Genomic DNA, 15,893 nt, shown 5'->3' on the forward strand with positions numbered 1-15,893 from the left:
CAACAGCGTGCCCGACACCCTCACCACTCGTCATTCCGTTCCACGCCGAAGCAGTACTAGGAAGACCAGCTGGTCAAGTGTGCCGAGTAGTCAACGTTCCACCCATGAGCAACCAGCATCAGACATTCGCTGATGTACTGGCCTCTGAACCGGGCAAGCCCGGCTTAGAAGTGCTCCTTAGAAAGGAGGTGATCCAGCCGCACCTTCCGGTACGGCTACCTTGTTACGACTTCGTCCCAATCGCCAGTCCCACCTTCGACAGCTCCCTCCCACAAGGGGTTGGGCCACCGGCTTCGGGTGTTACCGACTTTCGTGACGTGACGGGCGGTGTGTACAAGGCCCGGGAACGTATTCACCGCAGCAATGCTGATCTGCGATTACTAGCGACTCCGACTTCATGGGGTCGAGTTGCAGACCCCAATCCGAACTGAGACCGGCTTTTTGAGATTCGCTCCACCTCGCGGTATCGCAGCTCATTGTACCGGCCATTGTAGCACGTGTGCAGCCCAAGACATAAGGGGCATGATGACTTGACGTCGTCCCCACCTTCCTCCGAGTTGACCCCGGCGGTCTCCCGTGAGTCCCCAGCACCACAAGGGCCTGCTGGCAACACGGGACAAGGGTTGCGCTCGTTGCGGGACTTAACCCAACATCTCACGACACGAGCTGACGACAGCCATGCACCACCTGTACACCGACCACAAGGGGGACCCTGTCTCCAGGGTTTTCCGGTGTATGTCAAGCCTTGGTAAGGTTCTTCGCGTTGCGTCGAATTAAGCCACATGCTCCGCCGCTTGTGCGGGCCCCCGTCAATTCCTTTGAGTTTTAGCCTTGCGGCCGTACTCCCCAGGCGGGGCACTTAATGCGTTAGCTGCGGCACGGACGACGTGGAATGTCGCCCACACCTAGTGCCCACCGTTTACGGCGTGGACTACCAGGGTATCTAATCCTGTTCGCTCCCCACGCTTTCGCTCCTCAGCGTCAGTATCGGCCCAGAGATCCGCCTTCGCCACCGGTGTTCCTCCTGATATCTGCGCATTTCACCGCTACACCAGGAATTCCGATCTCCCCTACCGAACTCTAGCCTGCCCGTATCGACTGCAGACCCGGGGTTAAGCCCCGGGCTTTCACAACCGACGTGACAAGCCGCCTACGAGCTCTTTACGCCCAATAATTCCGGACAACGCTCGCGCCCTACGTATTACCGCGGCTGCTGGCACGTAGTTAGCCGGCGCTTCTTCTGCAGGTACCGTCACTTTCGCTTCTTCCCTGCTGAAAGAGGTTTACAACCCGAAGGCCGTCATCCCTCACGCGGCGTCGCTGCATCAGGCTTTCGCCCATTGTGCAATATTCCCCACTGCTGCCTCCCGTAGGAGTCTGGGCCGTGTCTCAGTCCCAGTGTGGCCGGTCGCCCTCTCAGGCCGGCTACCCGTCGTCGCCTTGGTGAGCCATTACCTCACCAACAAGCTGATAGGCCGCGGGCTCATCCTGCACCGCCGGAGCTTTCGATCACCAAGGATGCCCAAGATGATCAGTATCCGGTATTAGACCCCGTTTCCAGGGCTTGTCCCAGAGTGCAGGGCAGATTGCCCACGTGTTACTCACCCGTTCGCCACTAATCCCCACCGAAGTGGTTCATCGTTCGACTTGCATGTGTTAAGCACGCCGCCAGCGTTCGTCCTGAGCCAGGATCAAACTCTCCGTGAATGTTTACCGGTAATCCGGTTTCCACCACGAGAGCGGAACCGGAGGAGGAATGATCCTCCGGTTCACAGCGTCCTCGCTGTGTTTTTTCAAAGGAACCTCGACCATCGGAAGTCCGATGGACGGGGTATCAACATATCTGGCGTTGACTTTTGGCACGCTGTTGAGTTCTCAAGGAACGGACGCTTCCTTTGTACTCACCCTCTCGGGCTTTCCTCCGGGCGCTTCCCTTCGGTCTTGCGTTTCCGACTCTATCAGATCCTTTTCTCGGCCTGACCCCCAGTCAGCGGGGTTTGTCTTTCCGGCCGCTGGGCCGTTCCGACGAGTGAGACTTTAGCGGATTCCCGGCTCCCGAGCTAATCGGGGGCCCTGCGCCCTTTCGGGCACGGATTCCTCATTTCGCAATACGCATGCCAATGACATGACGGCGGACAGACGACTGCCGTCGATCAGTGGTGGTGGTGCGGAATGGCTGTCCGGGGACCGACCGGAGTCGGCGCTCACGTCGGACAACTCGGAGAACAGTACGGATCCGGTCCGGGTGTGTCAACTCGCTGCCGCGAAGCCCGCCGGCGGCTAGCCTGGTCCGTATGACGACGCGTACGCACAGCCAGTTCTGGTGGGCCGCCTGACGGCGGCCGTCCTTGCGTATGCGCTCAACGGCCGCCGCCTCGGCGGCCGTTTTCGTTTCCCTCCAGGACTCCGGGGGCGGCCGGCCGGGGACGGCGGCCTCGACCGGGAGACGGAGGAGAGATGACGAGGGTCTTCAGTGGGGTCAAGCCGACCGGGCATCTGACGCTGGGGAACTACCTGGGAGCCATGCGGCAGTGGGCCGCGGTCGACCAGCACAGGGCGGAGTCGCTGTTCTGCATCGTCGACCTGCACGCCCTGACCGTGGACCACGATCCGGCACGGGTGCGCAGGCTGAGCCGGCAGGCGGCGACCCTGCTGCTGGCGGCCGGGCTCGATCCGCGGCTGTGCACGGTGTTCGTGCAGAGCCATGTGGACGAGCACGCGCGGCTGTCGTACCTGCTCGAGTGCGTGGCCACGGACGGCGAGATGCGCCGGATGATCCAGTACAAGGAGAAGGCCGCGCGGGAGCAGCGGCGGGGCGGGAGTGTGCGGCTGTCGTTGCTGACGTATCCGGTGCTGATGGCGGCGGACATCCTGGCGTACGGGACCGACGAGGTGCCGGTCGGGGACGACCAGGCGCAGCACGTGGAGCTGTCGCGGGATCTGGCGGTGCGCTTCAACCAGCGGTACGGGCACACGTTCACGGTGCCGCGGGCCACGCTGCCGACGGTGGCGGCGCGGGTGATGAACCTGCAGGACCCGACGTCGAAGATGGGCAAGAGCGACGACACGGGGCCGGGGATCGTCTATCTGCTGGACGAGCCGGACGTGGCGCGGAAGAAGGTCATGCGGGCGGTGAGCGACAGCGGGCGGGAGGTCGTGTACGACAGGGAGTCCCGGCCCGGGGTGGCGAACCTGCTGGAGATCCTCGCTGCGTGCACGGGAGTGGATCCTCAGGAGGCGGCCGGTGCGTACGAGTCGTACGGCGCCTTGAAGAGGGACGCGGCGGAGGCCGTGGTCGAGGTGCTGAGGCCGGTGCAGGAGAGGCACAAGGAGTTGTGCGCTGATCCCGGTCATGTGGAGGAGGTGCTGCGGGACGGTGCGGAGCGGGCACGGGCCATGGCACGGCCGACCGTGGACGCCGCCTACCGGGCGATCGGGCTGCTGCCGGCGGGTGCGGAGGCCGGGGCGCCGGTGCTGAACGCGGCCCGGTAGGCGCGGGGGCTGGTGGCGAGGCGCGATGCGAAGTGCTGGCGCATCGTGACCTCGCTGCCGAACCCGGCCCTGCGGGCGACTTCGGGCATGGGCAGGTCGGTGCGTTCCAGGAGCCGTTGTGCCGCGGCGACGCGCTGGTCGAGGAGCCAGCGCAGCGGGGTGGTGCCCGTGGCCGCGGTGAAGTGGCGGGCGAAGGTGCGCGGGGACATGCCGGCGCGGGCGGCCAGGTCGGCGACGGTCAGGGGTTCGTGGAGGTGTCGCAGGGCGTGCTCGCGTACGGCGGCGAGGGCGTCGGCGTCGCGGTCGGCCCGGGGTGTGGGGTGCTCGATGAACTGTGCCTGGGTTCCGGTGCGGAAGGGGGCCGTGACCATGGAGCGGGCGATGGTGGCGGCGGCTTCGGCGCCGTGGGCGAGGCGGACCAGGTGCAGGCAGAGGTCGATGCCGGCGGCGGTGCCGGCCGCGGTCCAGATGGTGTCGTCCTCGATGAACAGGGCGTCGGGGACGACGGTGACATGGGGGTGGTGTGCGCGGAAGAGGTCGATCAGGTGCCAGTGGGTGATGGCGCGGCGGCCGTCGAGGAGGCCGGCCTGGGCGAGGGTGAAGGCGCCGCCGCAGAGGGCGGCGAGGGGGGTGCCGCGGGCATGGGCGTGACGGAGGGCGTCGAGGACGGCGGGCGGTGCGGGGCTCAGGTGGTCGTCGAGTCCGGGGACGACGACGAGGTCGGCGTCGGTGAGCCAGTCGAGCGGGCGGTCCGGGTGGAGTGAGAGGCCGCCGCGCATGGGGACGGGGGTGCCGGGGTCGGCGGCCACGCGGCGGAGGTCGAAGGCGGGGGCGCCTCGGTCGGTGCGGTCGGTGCCCCAGACCTCGGTGATGACGGAGACGTCGAAGGCGCGGATGCCGGGGAAGGCGACGAGGGCGACGCGGTACGGGCGGCCCGGGTCGGGTGCGCTCACCATGGGTGGCAGTAAACCATCGATCGCTGACTTCTGTACCTCTGGGGCGGGGGGCGGCGGGGCGTCACGATCGGCGGCATGGACATCGCGGGAAACGCAGCACTGGTGGTCGTGGACGTGCAGCGGGGGTTCGAGGACCTCGGCTTCTGGGGGTCGCGGAACAACCCCGGGGCGGACGGCAACATCGCCTCGCTCATCGACGTGTGGCAGGCGTCGGGCCGGCCGGTCGTGTTCGTACGGCACGACTCGCGCCTGCCCGGGTCGCCGTTGCGGCCGGGGCAGGAGGGCAATGGGTTCAAGGAGTACGTGGAGGCGCGGCGCGGGAAGGGGGGCGCGGGGGCGGAGCTGCTGGTGACGAAGGGCGTGAACTCGGCGTTCTACGGCTCGCCCGATCTGGACGCCTGGCTGAAGGGTGCGGGGATCTCGCAGCTGGTGCTGGCCGGGATCCAGACCAACATGTGTGTGGAGACGACGGCGCGGATGGGAGGGAACCTCGGATACGACGTGGTGGTGGCGTTCGACGCGACGTACACGTTCGATCTGGAGGGGCCGTTCGGCTGGCGGCGCGGTGCCGAGGAGGTGGCGCGGGCGTCGGCGGTGTCCCTGCACGGGGGCGGTTTCGCCCGGGTGGTGACCACCGAGGAGGTGGTGGACGCCGCCGGGTGACCGCCCCCGGGTGGGCCGGTGCCGTCAGTCCTTGGTGCCGGAGGCGAGTTCGCGGCTGCGGTCGCGGGCGGCTTCGAGGGCGGCGATGAGGGCGGCCCGTACGCCGTGGTTCTCCAGTTCGCGGATGGCGCTGATGGTGGTGCCGGCCGGTGAGGTGACGTTCTCGCGGAGCTTGACCGGGTGTTCGCCGCTGTCGCGGAGCATCGTCGCGGCGCCGATCGCGGACTGGACGATCAGGTCGTGGGCCTTGTCGCGGGGCAGGCCGAGCAGGATGCCGGCGTCGGTCATGGCCTCGACCAGGTAGAAGAAGTACGCCGGGCCGGAGCCGGAGAGGGCGGTGCAGGCGTCCTGCTGGGACTCGGGGACGCGGAGCGTCTTGCCGACGGCGCCGAAGATCTCCTCGGCGTGGGCGAGGTGGTCGGCGGTGGCGTGGCTGCCGGCGGAGATGACCGACATGGCCTCGTCGACGAGGGCGGGGGTGTTGGTCATGACACGGACCACGGGGGTGCCGTCGGCGAGGCGGTCCTCGAAGTAGGAGGTCGGGATGCCGGCGGCGCCGCTGACGACCAGGCGGTCGGCGGGGACGTGCGGGGCGAGTTCGTCGAGGAGGGTGCCCATGTCCTGCGGCTTGACCGTGAGGATCAGGGTGTCGGCGGTCTTGGCGGCCTCCTGGTTGGAGACCGGGGTGACGCCGTAGCGGGTGCGGAGCTCCTCGGCCCGTTCCGGGCGGCGGGCGGTGACCAGGAGGTCTGCGGGGGCCCAGCCGGCGCGGATCATTCCGCTGAGCAGGGCTTCGCCGATCTTGCCGGTGCCGAGGACTGCGACTTTCTGGGTCATGGCTGGGGGTGCCCTCCGGGGTGTGCGTCGTCCTGGTTCATCCTCGCACCCGTGGATGCCCGGGGGTGGGTGGTGTCCGGTGGGCGGGACGCGCGGGCCGGCGGGGTCACGCGGTCCGGCGGCGGGGTCATGCGGCCCGCGGCGGGGTCATGCGGTCCGGCGGCGGAGGGTCGCCGCGCCGAGGCCCAGCACCAGCAGGGCGCAGTCGGCGACGACCAGGACGTCGCGGACGAAGGCGGCGGTCATGTCGGTGTGCCGGAGGACCTCGTTCATGCCGTCGACGGCGTAGGACATGGGCAGGACGTCGGAGACGGCCTCCAGGGCGGGGTGCATGGTGTCGCGCGGGGTGAAGAGGCCGCAGAGGAGCAGCTGGGGGAAGATCACCGCCGGCATGAACTGCACCGCCTGGAACTCGGAGGCCGCGAAGGCCGAGACGAAGAGGCCGAGGGCCGTGCCGAGGAGCGCGTCGAGCAGGGCCACCAGGAGGAGCAGCCAGGGACTGCCGGTGACGTCGAGGTCGAGGAACCAGACGGCGAGGCCGGTGGCGAGCGCCGACTGGACGACCGCGAGGGCGCCGAAGGCGAGGGCGTAACCGGCGATCAGGTCGCCCTTGCCGAGGGGCAGGGCGAGGAGGCGTTCGAGGGTGCCGGAGGTGCGTTCGCGCAGGGTGGCGATCGAGGTGACCAGGAACATCGTGATGAGCGGGAAGATCCCGAGGAGGGACGCGCCGATGGTGTCGAAGGTGCGCGGGCTGCCGTCGAAGACGTAGCGGAGCAGGAACAGCATCACGCAGGGGACGAGGAGCATCAGCGCGATGGTGCGCGGGTCGTGGCGGAGCTGGCGCAGGACCCGGGCGGCGGTGGCGGTGGTGCGGGAGAGGTTCAGTGCGCGGGCCGGGGCGGGGGCGGGCGGCGCCGGGTGGGTGGTGCTCATCGGGTGCTCTCCTTCGTACGGCCTGCCGCTGCCGCCTCGTCCACCAGGTGCAGGAAGGCCGCCTCGACGGTGTCGGAGCCGGTGCGGGTGCGGAGGGCTTCGGGGGTGTCGTCTGCGAGGATCCGGCCCGCGCGCATCAGCAGGAGGCGGTGGCAGCGCTCGGCCTCGTCCATGACGTGGGAGGAGACCAGCAGGGTCGTGCCGCGTTCGGCGGCGAGGGCGTGGAAGAGGTTCCACAGGTCGCGCCGGAGGACGGGGTCGAGGCCGACCGTGGGTTCGTCGAGGACGAGGAGGTCGGGGGTGCCGAGGAGGGCCACGGCGAGAGAGACGCGGCTGCGCTGGCCTCCGGAGAGGGTGCCGGCGAGGGCGTCGGCGTGGGGGGTGAGGTCGACGTCGGCGATGGCCCGGGTGACGTTCTCGTGGCGGCGGTCGGCGGACGCGCGGCCGGGGTCGAGGATCGCGGCGAAGTGGTCGAGGTTCTGGCGGACGGTCAGGTCGTTGTAGACGGAGGGGGCCTGGGTGACGTAGCCGACGCGGGTGCGCAGGGCGGGGTGGCCGGCGGGCCGGCCGAGGACGTCGAGGGTGCCGGTGACCTTGGCCTGGGTGCCGACGACGGCCCGCATCAGGGTCGACTTCCCGCAGCCGGAGGGGCCGAGGAGGCCGGTGATCCGGCCGCGCGGGACGGTGAAGCCGAGGCCCCGCAGGACGGTGCGGGGGCCTCGGACGACGGTGAGGTCTCGAGCGTGGACGGCCGGTTCCTCCGGTGGGCGGGAGGAGTAATTCATCATGTGATGAATAGTGCTCCCGGGGTCGGAGGGCGTCAAGCGGTCGAGGTCGAGGGCTCGGGCTCGGGCTCGGGCTCGGGCTCGGGCTCGGGCTCGGGCTCGGGCTCGGGCTCGGGCTCGAACGCGGGGGTGGTCGCTGGCGTGGTCGAGGTCTCGGTCGCGGGCGTGGTCGCGAGGAGGAGGACGAGGACGTAGGTCTCCTCGACGATGCCGTCCGGGAAGACGGCCAGGAGGTGCCCCCGCTCCTCGGCGAGGTGGGCCGCGGTGCGCTCCTCTCCCTGGGTCAGGAAGACGGAGTGGCTGCCGAGGTTGGCGAGGTGCGTGTCGAGCGGTACGCGACGGCTCCAGCGGATCTCGCGGCGGACGAGGCCGAGGCGGCCCTCGGGGTCGGCGACACGGGCGCTGATGTCGCGTTTCTCGGCGGAGAGGTTCATCCCGAAGTGGCGGTCGGTGCGTTCCGCCGCCTCCGCGATCCAGGGCACGTCGAGCGCGTCGGTGTTCCACCACAGCGCCAGTGCCCCGCCCGGGCGCAGCACCCGGACCGCCTCCGGGACGGCCCGCGCGGGGTCGGTCCAGTGCCAGGCCTGGGCGTAGGTGAGGAGGTCGGCGCAGTGGCCGGCGAGCGGGAGGGCGTTGCCGTCACCCCGGACGACCGGCACGCCGGGCAGGGTGCGGCGGAACTCGGCCGCCATGCCGTCACCGGGTTCGACGGCGATCACGTCGGCGCCGCGCGCGTGCAGCCGGGCGGTCGCCATGCCCGTACCGGCGCCGACGTCCACGACCCGGGAGCCGGCGAGGGGGCGGCCGGTCAGCTCCTCGATGGTGTCGAAGAGGGCGGGCGGGTAGGAGGGGCGGTTGGCGGCGTACTGGGCGGCGGCGGAGTTGAAGGAGAGCGCGCGGGCGGCGCGCGTGAGCCGGTCGGCCGGTGGGGTGGTCCTCGGCGTGGTCATACGGCCATGGTGGCCGGACGGCGGTGGGGGCAGGGGGCTTTCCCGCGCGGCGCCGCGGGGTCCGGACAGCGCCCCTCAGGAGCGGCGGCGCTTCTTCGACGGGTTGCCGGAGCGGCGTGTGGTGCGCTTCTCGTACTGCTCGCGGGCGGTCGCGTACTCCGCGCGGTGCAGCTTCTCACCGGGTGCCTCGGTGAGGGAGCGGAAGAAGTAGGCCACGAGGGAGCCGACGAAACCGACGGCCAGGAGACCGCGCAGGGACGCCTGGCGGGCGGGGTCGGGGCGGGTGGTGAAGGCCGACCAGGTGTGCCGGAAGGCTAGGGCGCTGCAGACCGCGAACATCACGACCATGAGGAGGGTGACGAAACCGCCGACCTCGGCGATCCGCAGCCCCTGGTAGGCGATGCGCAGGACGAAGCAGGCGGCGGCCGCGGCGGCGAGGGAGCCGACGGCGACGCCGGCGCGGCGGGCGATGTAACCGCCGGAGTGGTCGACCCACGTGGTGCCGAAGAAGCGGATGGGCTCGGGCTGGGGGCCCACGGGAGTCCCGGAGGGCCCGGAGGTCCCAGGGGTCCCAGGGGTTCCGGAGGTCCCGGGGGAGCTCGCGGTGTTGTCCGAAGTGCCGTTCTCTGCGCTCACGCGTCGATTATGGCTCCGGACGGACCGAGGGCTCCGGGTGGGACCGGGCTCGGCGACGGGCGCCGGACCGTGACCGGACGGCGACGGGCCGCGGGCCCGTCGCCGTGGTGGAGACGGTCAGAGGCAGCGGGAGGCCACGTAACCGTCGTGGCCGGTGTAGACGTACGCGTCCGCGACGTACTCGCCGTTGCTCACGTTGTCCCAGATGTTCGACGTGCCGTACGGGCCGGTCACCGTGGTGCCCGGGGTCTGGCAGTAGATCGGGACGCGGGCGCCCTCGGCCAGGATGCGCACGACGTTGTACTGCGTACCCGGGCCACTGCGCACGTTCAGACGGACACCCGGCGCGACCGGGTAGTAGCGGACGGCCGTCGCCGCCGTGGTCGTGACGGCCTCCTCCGAGCCGGGCGCGACCTCTTCGGCCCGCTCGGCCGGTCCGGTTGCTTCGATGCGGTCAACAGACATGCAGAACCTCCCCCGTTGGACCCCATGACGCGCATGGGGTCACGTTGATTCCCCCGCGTCACGAGATGAAACACGAGTTCACAACTCGCACGCGGAGGCTAGCAAGTCGCCTCGGTCCCGTACGAGTCATCGACTAGGCTCCGTGCGTCGCGCGCGCGGACGAACAGCACGGGGGTGGTTCCATGGCGCCACAGCAGGACGCCGGAGCGGGCGCGGAAGCGGAACTTCCACAATATGCCGGTCACTACCGGCTGGACTCACGGCTCGGCTCCGGTGGGATGGGCGTGGTCCATCTGGCCCGCAGCACCTCGGGGCTGAAGCTCGCGGTGAAGGTCGTGCACGCGGAGTTCGCGGGGGATGCCGAGTTCAGGGGCCGGTTCCGGCAGGAGGTGGCAGCGGCGCGCAGGGTGAGCGGTGCCTTCACCGCACCCGTCGTGGACGCCGACCCGGAGGCGGAACGGCCCTGGATGGCCACCCTGTTCATTCCCGGCCCGACCCTCGCCGACCAGGTGAAGCGGAACGGTCCGATGCCGACGGCGCAACTGCGCCGGCTGATGGCCGGGCTGGCGGAGGCGCTGCGGGACATCCACCGGGTCGGGGTGGTGCACCGGGATCTGAAGCCGAGCAACGTCCTGCTCGCCGACGACGGCCCCAAGGTCATCGACTTCGGCATCTCCCGGCCGAAGGACAGCGAACTGCGGACCGAGACCGGCAAGTTGATCGGCACGCCGCCCTTCATGGCGCCGGAGCAGTTCCGGCGCCCGCGCGAGGTGGGTCCGGCCGCGGACATCTTCGCGCTGGGATCCGTGCTGGTGCACGCGGCGACCGGGCGCGGACCGTTCGACTCCGACAGCCCGTACGTCGTCGCCTACCAGGTGGTGCACGACGAACCCGATCTGACCGGCGTCCCCGGGGAACTCGCGGAGCTGGTGCGGCGCTGCCTCGCCAAGGAGCCCGAGGACCGGCCGACGCCGGACGAGTTGATGAGCGGCCTGCGGTCGGTGGCGGCCTCGTACGACACCCAGGCGTTCATCCCGAGACAGCGGACGGCCGCGGACGGGGCCTCGGACGCGGCGTCGGACGCCGTGTCTGACGCGGCGTCGGATGCGGCGTCCGACGCGGTGGCGTCCCGTGGACGCCGTGAGTCCGGACGGCCGTCACCGTCGCCTTCGCCGTCCCCCGCGCCCGGACGCCGGGGCCGGCAGGGCAGGCGCGCCGTGCTGGTGGGCGCGGCGGTGCTCACGGCCGTACTCGCCGGGGTCGCCGTCGCGCTCCAGCCGGCCGGGACGGACCCGGACCGGCCCGGCCGTCCGGCCACCCGCACCGCCCCGGCGTTCGGCGGCTGGGCGGCGGAGCCCGTGTCCGTGAGCGGCGGCGTACCGCAGTGCGCGTACGGCGACGGAGCGTTGGTGTGTACGCAGCGCGGGGTGGTCTTCGCCCTCGACCCGTCCGACGGTGACCTGCTCTGGCGGCGCCCGGCGTCGGATCCGGCGGCCGACCGGCCCCCGGCCGTCTCCGGCGGGCGGGTCCAGCCGTACCCGAGCGGCGGTACGCGGCTGAAGGCGCTGGATCCGCGCTCGGGCCGGGACGCCTGGCAGCGGACGGTGCCTGCGGGCGGTACGGTCCTGGCCGCGGGTGGCACGCTGCTGGTCACCGGTGCGGACGGCACGGTCACCGGTGTGGACGGCGCCTCGGGCCGGCGGGAGTGGAGCCGCGGGTTCCAGGGGCACGGCGGCGCGTCCTTCGACGCGTTCGGCGAGGCCCGGCTGGTCTGCGCGACGACCCGTGCGGCCGACGGGAAGCGCACCCGGGTCACCGCGGTCGACCCGGCGACGGGCGCGGTGCGGTGGGACGTGCGGCTGGACGGGGCGCTGAAGCCCATCGGCGTCCACGCGGGGGCCGTGTACTTCCTCGCCAACGACCCGTTGAGCGAGGAAACGGTCGCCCTGGTCCGCTACACCCCCGGTTCCGGCGTGTCGACGCGGGTCCCGCTGTCCGTCCCGCGCCAGGACGTCCGGGCCACCGTGCGCGGTGACGTCGTCCACCTGCTGGCGCAGGGCGGCTCGCTGGAGGCCGTCGACATGACGGAGCGCGAGCGGGTGTGGCACCTGGAGACCGGCATCGTGCGGGGTTCCGCCCCGGTCTCCGACGGCCGTCATGTGTACGTCACCGCGCCCGACGGGCGGCTGCTCGCCGTGGACGCCGCGACGGGCCGGCTGCTCGGGCAGACGCCGCCCCGGCTCGGGAAGGCCGGCCGGGTCGCAGCCGCGCTGCCCCAGCCGGTGCTCGCGGACGGGCACGTCCACGCCTCCGCGCCCGACGGGACCGTGTTCGCCGTGGACGGGCGGGACCCGCCGGGCTGGTAGCGGCCGGCAGCGGCAAGGGCCGCCCCCGCGCGACGCGGGAGCGGCCCTTCGTCCGATCGGGCGGGGCTCAGCCCAGCTTCGTCACGTCGCGCACCGCGCCCTTGTCCGCGCTGGTGGCCATCGCGGCGTACGCCTTGAGGGCGGCCGACACCTTGCGGTCGCGGTTCTTCGGGGCGTACGTGCCGTTCAGCGCCTGCTCGCGGCGGGTGAGCTCGGCGTCGTCCACGAGCAGCTCGATGGAGCGGCTGGGGATGTCGATCCGGATGCGGTCGCCGTCCTCGACCAGGGCGATGGTGCCGCCCGAGGCCGCCTCCGGGGAGGCGTGGCCGATGGACAGGCCGGACGTGCCGCCGGAGAAGCGGCCGTCGGTGATCAGCGCGCAGGCCTTCCCGAGGCCGCGGCTCTTCAGGTACGAGGTCGGGTAGAGCATCTCCTGCATACCGGGGCCGCCCTTGGGGCCCTCGTAGCGGATGACGACGACGTCGCCCTCCTTGACCTGCTGGGTGAGGATCTTCTGGACGGCCTCCTCCTGCGACTCGCAGACGACCGCCGGGCCCTCGAAGGTCCAGATGGACTCGTCGACGCCGGCCGTCTTGACGACGCAGCCGTCGACGGCGAGGTTGCCGCGCAGCACCGCCAGGCCGCCGTCCTTGGAGTAGGCGTGCTCGGCGGAGCGGATGCAGCCGCCCTCGGCGTCCTCGTCGAGGGAGTCCCAGCGCTCGGACTGGGAGAAGGCCTCGGCGGAGCGGACGCAGCCGGGGGCCGCGTGCCACAGCTCGACCGCCTCCTGGGAGGGGGAGCCGCCGCGGATGTCCCAGGTCTTCAGCCAGTCGGCCAGGGACGGGCTGTGGACCGAGTGGACGTCCTCGTTGAGCAGTCCCGCGCGGTGCAGCTCGCCGAGCAGGGCGGGGATGCCGCCCGCGCGGTGCACGTCCTCCATGTAGTACGTGCGGTCCTTGGCGACGTTGGGAGCGACCTTGGCCAGGCAGGGCACCCGGCGCGAGAGGGCGTCCATCTCGGCGAGGCCGAAGGGGACCTCCGCCTCCTGGGCGGCGGCCAGCAGATGCAGGATCGTGTTGGTCGAGCCGCCCATGGCGATGTCGAGGGCCATGGCGTTCTCGAAGGCCGCGGCGGTGGCGATGTTGCGGGGCAGGACCGAGTCGTCGTCCTGCTCGTAGTAGCGGCGGGTGAGGTCCATGACCGTGTGCGCGGCGTTCTCGTAGAGCGCCTTGCGGGCGGTGTGGGTGGCCAGCACCGAGCCGTTGCCGGGCAGGGAGAGGCCGATGGCCTCGGTGAGGCAGTTCATCGAGTTGGCGGTGAACATGCCGGAACAGGAGCCGCAGGTCGGACAGGCGTTCTCCTCGATGCGGAGGACGTCCGCGTCCGAGATCTTGTCGTTGGCCGCCTCGACCATGGCGTCGACCAGGTCCAGGGTGCGCACGGTGCCGTCGACCAGGGTGGCGCGGCCGGACTCCATGGGGCCGCCGGAGACGAAGACCGTGGGGATGTTCAGCCGCAGGGCGGCGTTGAGCATGCCCGGGGTGATCTTGTCGCAGTTGGAGATGCAGATCAGGGCGTCCGCGCGGTGCGCCTCGACCATGTACTCCACGCTGTCCGCGATCAGGTCGCGGGAGGGCAGGCTGTAGAGCATGCCGCCGTGGCCCATGGCGATGCCGTCGTCGACGGCGATGGTGTTGAACTCGCGCGGGATGCCGCCGGCCGCGGTCACCGCCTCGCTGACGATCCGGCCGACCGGGGCGAGGTGGGTGTGCCCGGGGACGAACTCCGTGAAGCTGTTGGCGACCGCGATGATCGGCTTGCGGCCGATGTCCGCACCCGGTACACCGGAGGCGCGCATAAGGGCGCGGGCGCCCGCCATGTTGCGGCCGTGGGTGACTGTGCGGGACCTCAGCTCGGGCATCGTCGCTCGCTCCTTCAGACCTTCGGGGAGTGTCGGTCGGACATCGGAGACGTCCGACTGGATCGAGCGTACGCCCGTCATCCAGAGGGCGGGACGACGCGTCCGGAATTCGGGACGGGTGTCTCAGCGGAGGACCGCACCCGGTAGGCCGGGAGTCCGTGGACGAGGCCGCGCCCGGAAGGCCGGGAGTCCGCGGACGAGGCCGCACCCGGTAGGCCGGGAGTCCGTGGACGAGGCCGCACCCGGTAGGCCGGGAAACCACGACAGCAGCCTCCAGAAGACCGGGCGACCACGGCCGCGACCCGCCCCGGCGTCTCAGGCCCCCGTCAGATGTCCCTGCACCACCGGGGCCACCCGTCCGATGATCTGCTCGGGGTCCGCCGAGGCCAGGGGCTCCACCTTGATCACGTACCGGATCATCGCGATACCGACGAGCTGGGCGGCGGCGAGCTCGGCGCGCAGCTCCGCGTCCGGCGTGCCGATCTGCCCGGCGATCCGGCGCAGCAGCTGGCTGGAGACCAGCCGGCGGAAGACGCCGGCCGCCGTCTCGTTGTTCACGGCGGACCGGACGATCGCGAGCAGCGGGGCCCGGGTGACCGGGTTCTCCCACAGCCCGATGATCATCCGCGTCATCCGCTCGCCCACCTCGTCGAGCGGAGCGTCGAGAACGGTGTCCCGCGCGGCGAGCACGGGAGCGAAGGCGCCCTCGACGGCAGCCTCGAACACCTGCTCCTTGGTGCCGAAGTAGTGGTGCACCAGCGCGGAGTCCACCCCGGCCGCCTTGGCGATCCCCCGCACGGAGGTCTTCTCGTAGCCCCGCGCGGAGAACTCCTCGCGGGCCGCGCCGAGGATGCGGTCACGGGTGCCGGCGGACTCCGTACGCGGGGGGCGGCCGCGGCGCCGGGCCGTGCCGTTGCCGGGCGCGGGGGCGTCCGGGCCGTCGCTCGCGGTGCGGCCCGTCATCGCCGCGGCACCCGCGCGGCGGCGGAGGCCAGGTGCAGGCGGGTGAAGGCCAGGGCCTCGGCCAGATCGGCCTCGCGCTCCGCGCTCGACATGGCGCGGCGGGTGTTGACCTCGATCACGACATGGCCGTCGAAGCCGCTCACCGCCAGGCGCTCCAGCACCTGGGCGCAGGGCTGGTCGCCGCGGCCCGGCACCAGGTGCTCGTCCTTGGCCGAGCCCCGGCCGTCGGCGAGGTGGACGTGGCCGAGGCGGTCGCCCATGCGGTCGATCATCTGCAGGGCGTCGGTGCGGGCGGTCGAGGCGTGGCTGAGGTCGATCGTGAAGTGGCGGTAGTCCTCTTTGGTGACGTCCCAGTCGGGGGCGTACGCGAGCATCTCGCGGTCGCGGTAGCGCCAGGGGTACATGTTCTCCACCGCGAAGCGCACGTCCGTCTCGTTCGCCATCCGCCAGATGCCGTCCACGAAGTCGCGGGCGTACTGCCGCTGCCAGCGGAAGGGGGGATGGACGACCACCGTGCCGGCGCCGAGCTTCTCCGCGGCGGCCTGCGCCCGCCGGAGCTTGGTCCAGGGGTCGGTGGACCACACGCGCTGGGTGATGAGCAGGCACGGGGCGTGCACGGCCAGAATGGGGATGCGGTGGTAGTCGCTGAGTCTGCGCAGCGCCTCGATGTCCTGGCTGACCGGGTCGGTCCACACCATGACCTCGACGCCGTCGTACCCGAGACGCGCGGCGATCTCGAAGGCCGTCGCCGTCGACTCCGGATAGACGGAGGCCGTTGACAGCGCGACCTTCGCATCCGGGACGCGCACCGCTGGTTCTGCCACGAGGGACAGCGTACGGCGTGCCTCCGACGGGCGGCCCGCGGACGATCGGCTTCGGCCAGGGCCCCCGGTCGCCCCTCGCGGCCGCATGTGCGCAGCACAGCG

General features: G+C 71.2%; 13 protein-coding genes and 1 rRNA gene. 3 read left to right on the forward strand and 11 right to left on the reverse strand.

The genetic code is table 11. The features are described from left to right. Positions 1-181: 181 nt before the first annotated feature. Positions 182-1,707 (reverse strand): 16S ribosomal RNA (locus tag FHX78_RS15095). Positions 1,708-2,457: 750 nt separating this feature from the next. On the opposite strand from FHX78_RS15095, the gene trpS reads away from it, so the two are divergent. Next, positions 2,458-3,492 carry a tryptophan--tRNA ligase gene (gene trpS / locus FHX78_RS15105; RefSeq protein WP_145867983.1) on the forward strand — a complete coding sequence of 345 codons (1,035 nt, stop codon included), beginning with the start codon at positions 2,458-2,460 and terminating at the stop codon, positions 3,490-3,492. Here trpS and FHX78_RS15110 read toward each other — a convergent pair. Then, positions 3,423-4,448 carry a GlxA family transcriptional regulator gene (locus tag FHX78_RS15110; protein ID WP_145867984.1) on the reverse strand — a complete coding sequence of 342 codons (1,026 nt, stop codon included), beginning with the start codon at positions 4,446-4,448 and terminating at the stop codon, positions 3,423-3,425. The genes trpS and FHX78_RS15110 overlap by 70 nt on opposite strands. Positions 4,449-4,523: 75 nt before the next feature. Between FHX78_RS15110 and FHX78_RS15115 the strand changes: the two genes are divergently transcribed. Next, positions 4,524-5,111 carry a cysteine hydrolase family protein gene (locus FHX78_RS15115; RefSeq protein ID WP_145867985.1) on the forward strand — a complete coding sequence of 196 codons (588 nt, stop codon included), beginning with the start codon at positions 4,524-4,526 and terminating at the stop codon, positions 5,109-5,111. 24 nt (positions 5,112-5,135) lie between these two features. On the opposite strand, the gene proC is transcribed toward FHX78_RS15115, so the two are convergent. The 6 genes from proC to FHX78_RS15145 all read right to left on the reverse strand — a co-directional run bounded on the left by proC (position 5,136) and on the right by FHX78_RS15145 (position 9,717). Then, positions 5,136-5,948: a pyrroline-5-carboxylate reductase gene (proC, locus tag FHX78_RS15120; protein WP_145867986.1), complete on the reverse strand. Its 813-nt coding sequence runs from the start codon at positions 5,946-5,948 to the stop codon at positions 5,136-5,138. A 147-nt stretch (positions 5,949-6,095) separates the two neighbouring features. After that, the gene (locus tag FHX78_RS15125) at positions 6,096-6,881 is read right to left on the reverse strand and encodes an ABC transporter permease (protein WP_145867987.1); all 786 of its coding nucleotides are present in this window, start codon (positions 6,879-6,881) and stop codon (positions 6,096-6,098) included. Continuing rightward, positions 6,878-7,669, reverse strand: coding sequence for an ABC transporter ATP-binding protein (locus FHX78_RS15130; RefSeq protein ID WP_145867988.1), 792 nt, complete (start codon positions 7,667-7,669; stop codon positions 6,878-6,880). Before FHX78_RS15130 ends, FHX78_RS15125 begins: the two co-directional genes overlap by 4 nt. A gap of 32 nt (positions 7,670-7,701) precedes the next feature. Further along, positions 7,702-8,616 (reverse strand): class I SAM-dependent methyltransferase, encoded by a 915-nt coding sequence (locus tag FHX78_RS15135; protein ID WP_145867989.1) that lies wholly within the window; start codon positions 8,614-8,616, stop codon positions 7,702-7,704. A gap of 75 nt (positions 8,617-8,691) precedes the next feature. Beyond that, positions 8,692-9,252, reverse strand: a complete 561-nt coding sequence (locus FHX78_RS15140; protein WP_167531764.1) for an EamA/RhaT family transporter — start codon at positions 9,250-9,252, stop codon at positions 8,692-8,694. 117 nt (positions 9,253-9,369) lie between these two features. After that, entirely contained in the window at positions 9,370-9,717 is a 348-nt protein-coding gene (locus FHX78_RS15145; RefSeq protein ID WP_145867991.1) for an SH3 domain-containing protein, read from the reverse strand. A 182-nt stretch (positions 9,718-9,899) separates the two neighbouring features. Between FHX78_RS15145 and FHX78_RS15150 the strand changes: the two genes are divergently transcribed. Further along, complete coding sequence (locus FHX78_RS15150) at positions 9,900-12,083, forward strand: serine/threonine-protein kinase (protein ID WP_145867992.1); 2,184 nt, start codon at positions 9,900-9,902, stop codon at positions 12,081-12,083. 67 nt (positions 12,084-12,150) lie between these two features. Here the strand turns inward: FHX78_RS15150 and ilvD are convergent, their stop codons facing one another. The 3 genes from ilvD to FHX78_RS15165 form a co-directional block, all read right to left on the reverse strand. Further along, positions 12,151-14,004 (reverse strand): dihydroxy-acid dehydratase, encoded by a 1,854-nt coding sequence (gene ilvD, locus FHX78_RS15155; protein WP_145867993.1) that lies wholly within the window; start codon positions 14,002-14,004, stop codon positions 12,151-12,153. A gap of 315 nt (positions 14,005-14,319) precedes the next feature. Then, positions 14,320-14,967, reverse strand: coding sequence for a TetR/AcrR family transcriptional regulator (locus FHX78_RS15160; RefSeq protein WP_145867994.1), 648 nt, complete (start codon positions 14,965-14,967; stop codon positions 14,320-14,322). Next, complete coding sequence (locus FHX78_RS15165) at positions 14,964-15,791, reverse strand: sugar phosphate isomerase/epimerase family protein (protein WP_145867995.1); 828 nt, start codon at positions 15,789-15,791, stop codon at positions 14,964-14,966. The genes FHX78_RS15160 and FHX78_RS15165 overlap by 4 nt, the downstream gene beginning before the upstream one ends. Between the last annotated feature and the right edge of the window lie 102 nt (positions 15,792-15,893).

Source organism: Streptomyces capillispiralis (assembly GCF_007829875.1).
Classification (GTDB): Bacteria; Actinomycetota; Actinomycetes; order Streptomycetales; family Streptomycetaceae; genus Streptomyces; species Streptomyces capillispiralis.

Excerpts from the sequence above, each read along its gene's own strand:
- trpS (WP_145867983.1), top strand. The coding sequence starts at position 2,458 with ATGACGAGGGTCTTCAGTGGGGTCAAGCCGACCGGGCATCTGACGCTG.
- FHX78_RS15110 (WP_145867984.1), bottom strand. The coding sequence starts at position 4,448 with ATGGTGAGCGCACCCGACCCGGGCCGCCCGTACCGCGTCGCCCTCGTC.
- FHX78_RS15115 (WP_145867985.1), top strand. The coding sequence starts at position 4,524 with ATGGACATCGCGGGAAACGCAGCACTGGTGGTCGTGGACGTGCAGCGG.
- proC (WP_145867986.1), bottom strand. The coding sequence starts at position 5,948 with ATGACCCAGAAAGTCGCAGTCCTCGGCACCGGCAAGATCGGCGAAGCC.
- FHX78_RS15125 (WP_145867987.1), bottom strand. The coding sequence starts at position 6,881 with ATGAGCACCACCCACCCGGCGCCGCCCGCCCCCGCCCCGGCCCGCGCA.
- FHX78_RS15130 (WP_145867988.1), bottom strand. The coding sequence starts at position 7,669 with ATGATGAATTACTCCTCCCGCCCACCGGAGGAACCGGCCGTCCACGCT.
- FHX78_RS15135 (WP_145867989.1), bottom strand. The coding sequence starts at position 8,616 with ATGACCACGCCGAGGACCACCCCACCGGCCGACCGGCTCACGCGCGCC.
- FHX78_RS15145 (WP_145867991.1), bottom strand. The coding sequence starts at position 9,717 with ATGTCTGTTGACCGCATCGAAGCAACCGGACCGGCCGAGCGGGCCGAA.
- FHX78_RS15150 (WP_145867992.1), top strand. The coding sequence starts at position 9,900 with ATGGCGCCACAGCAGGACGCCGGAGCGGGCGCGGAAGCGGAACTTCCA.
- ilvD (WP_145867993.1), bottom strand. The coding sequence starts at position 14,004 with ATGCCCGAGCTGAGGTCCCGCACAGTCACCCACGGCCGCAACATGGCG.
- FHX78_RS15160 (WP_145867994.1), bottom strand. The coding sequence starts at position 14,967 with ATGACGGGCCGCACCGCGAGCGACGGCCCGGACGCCCCCGCGCCCGGC.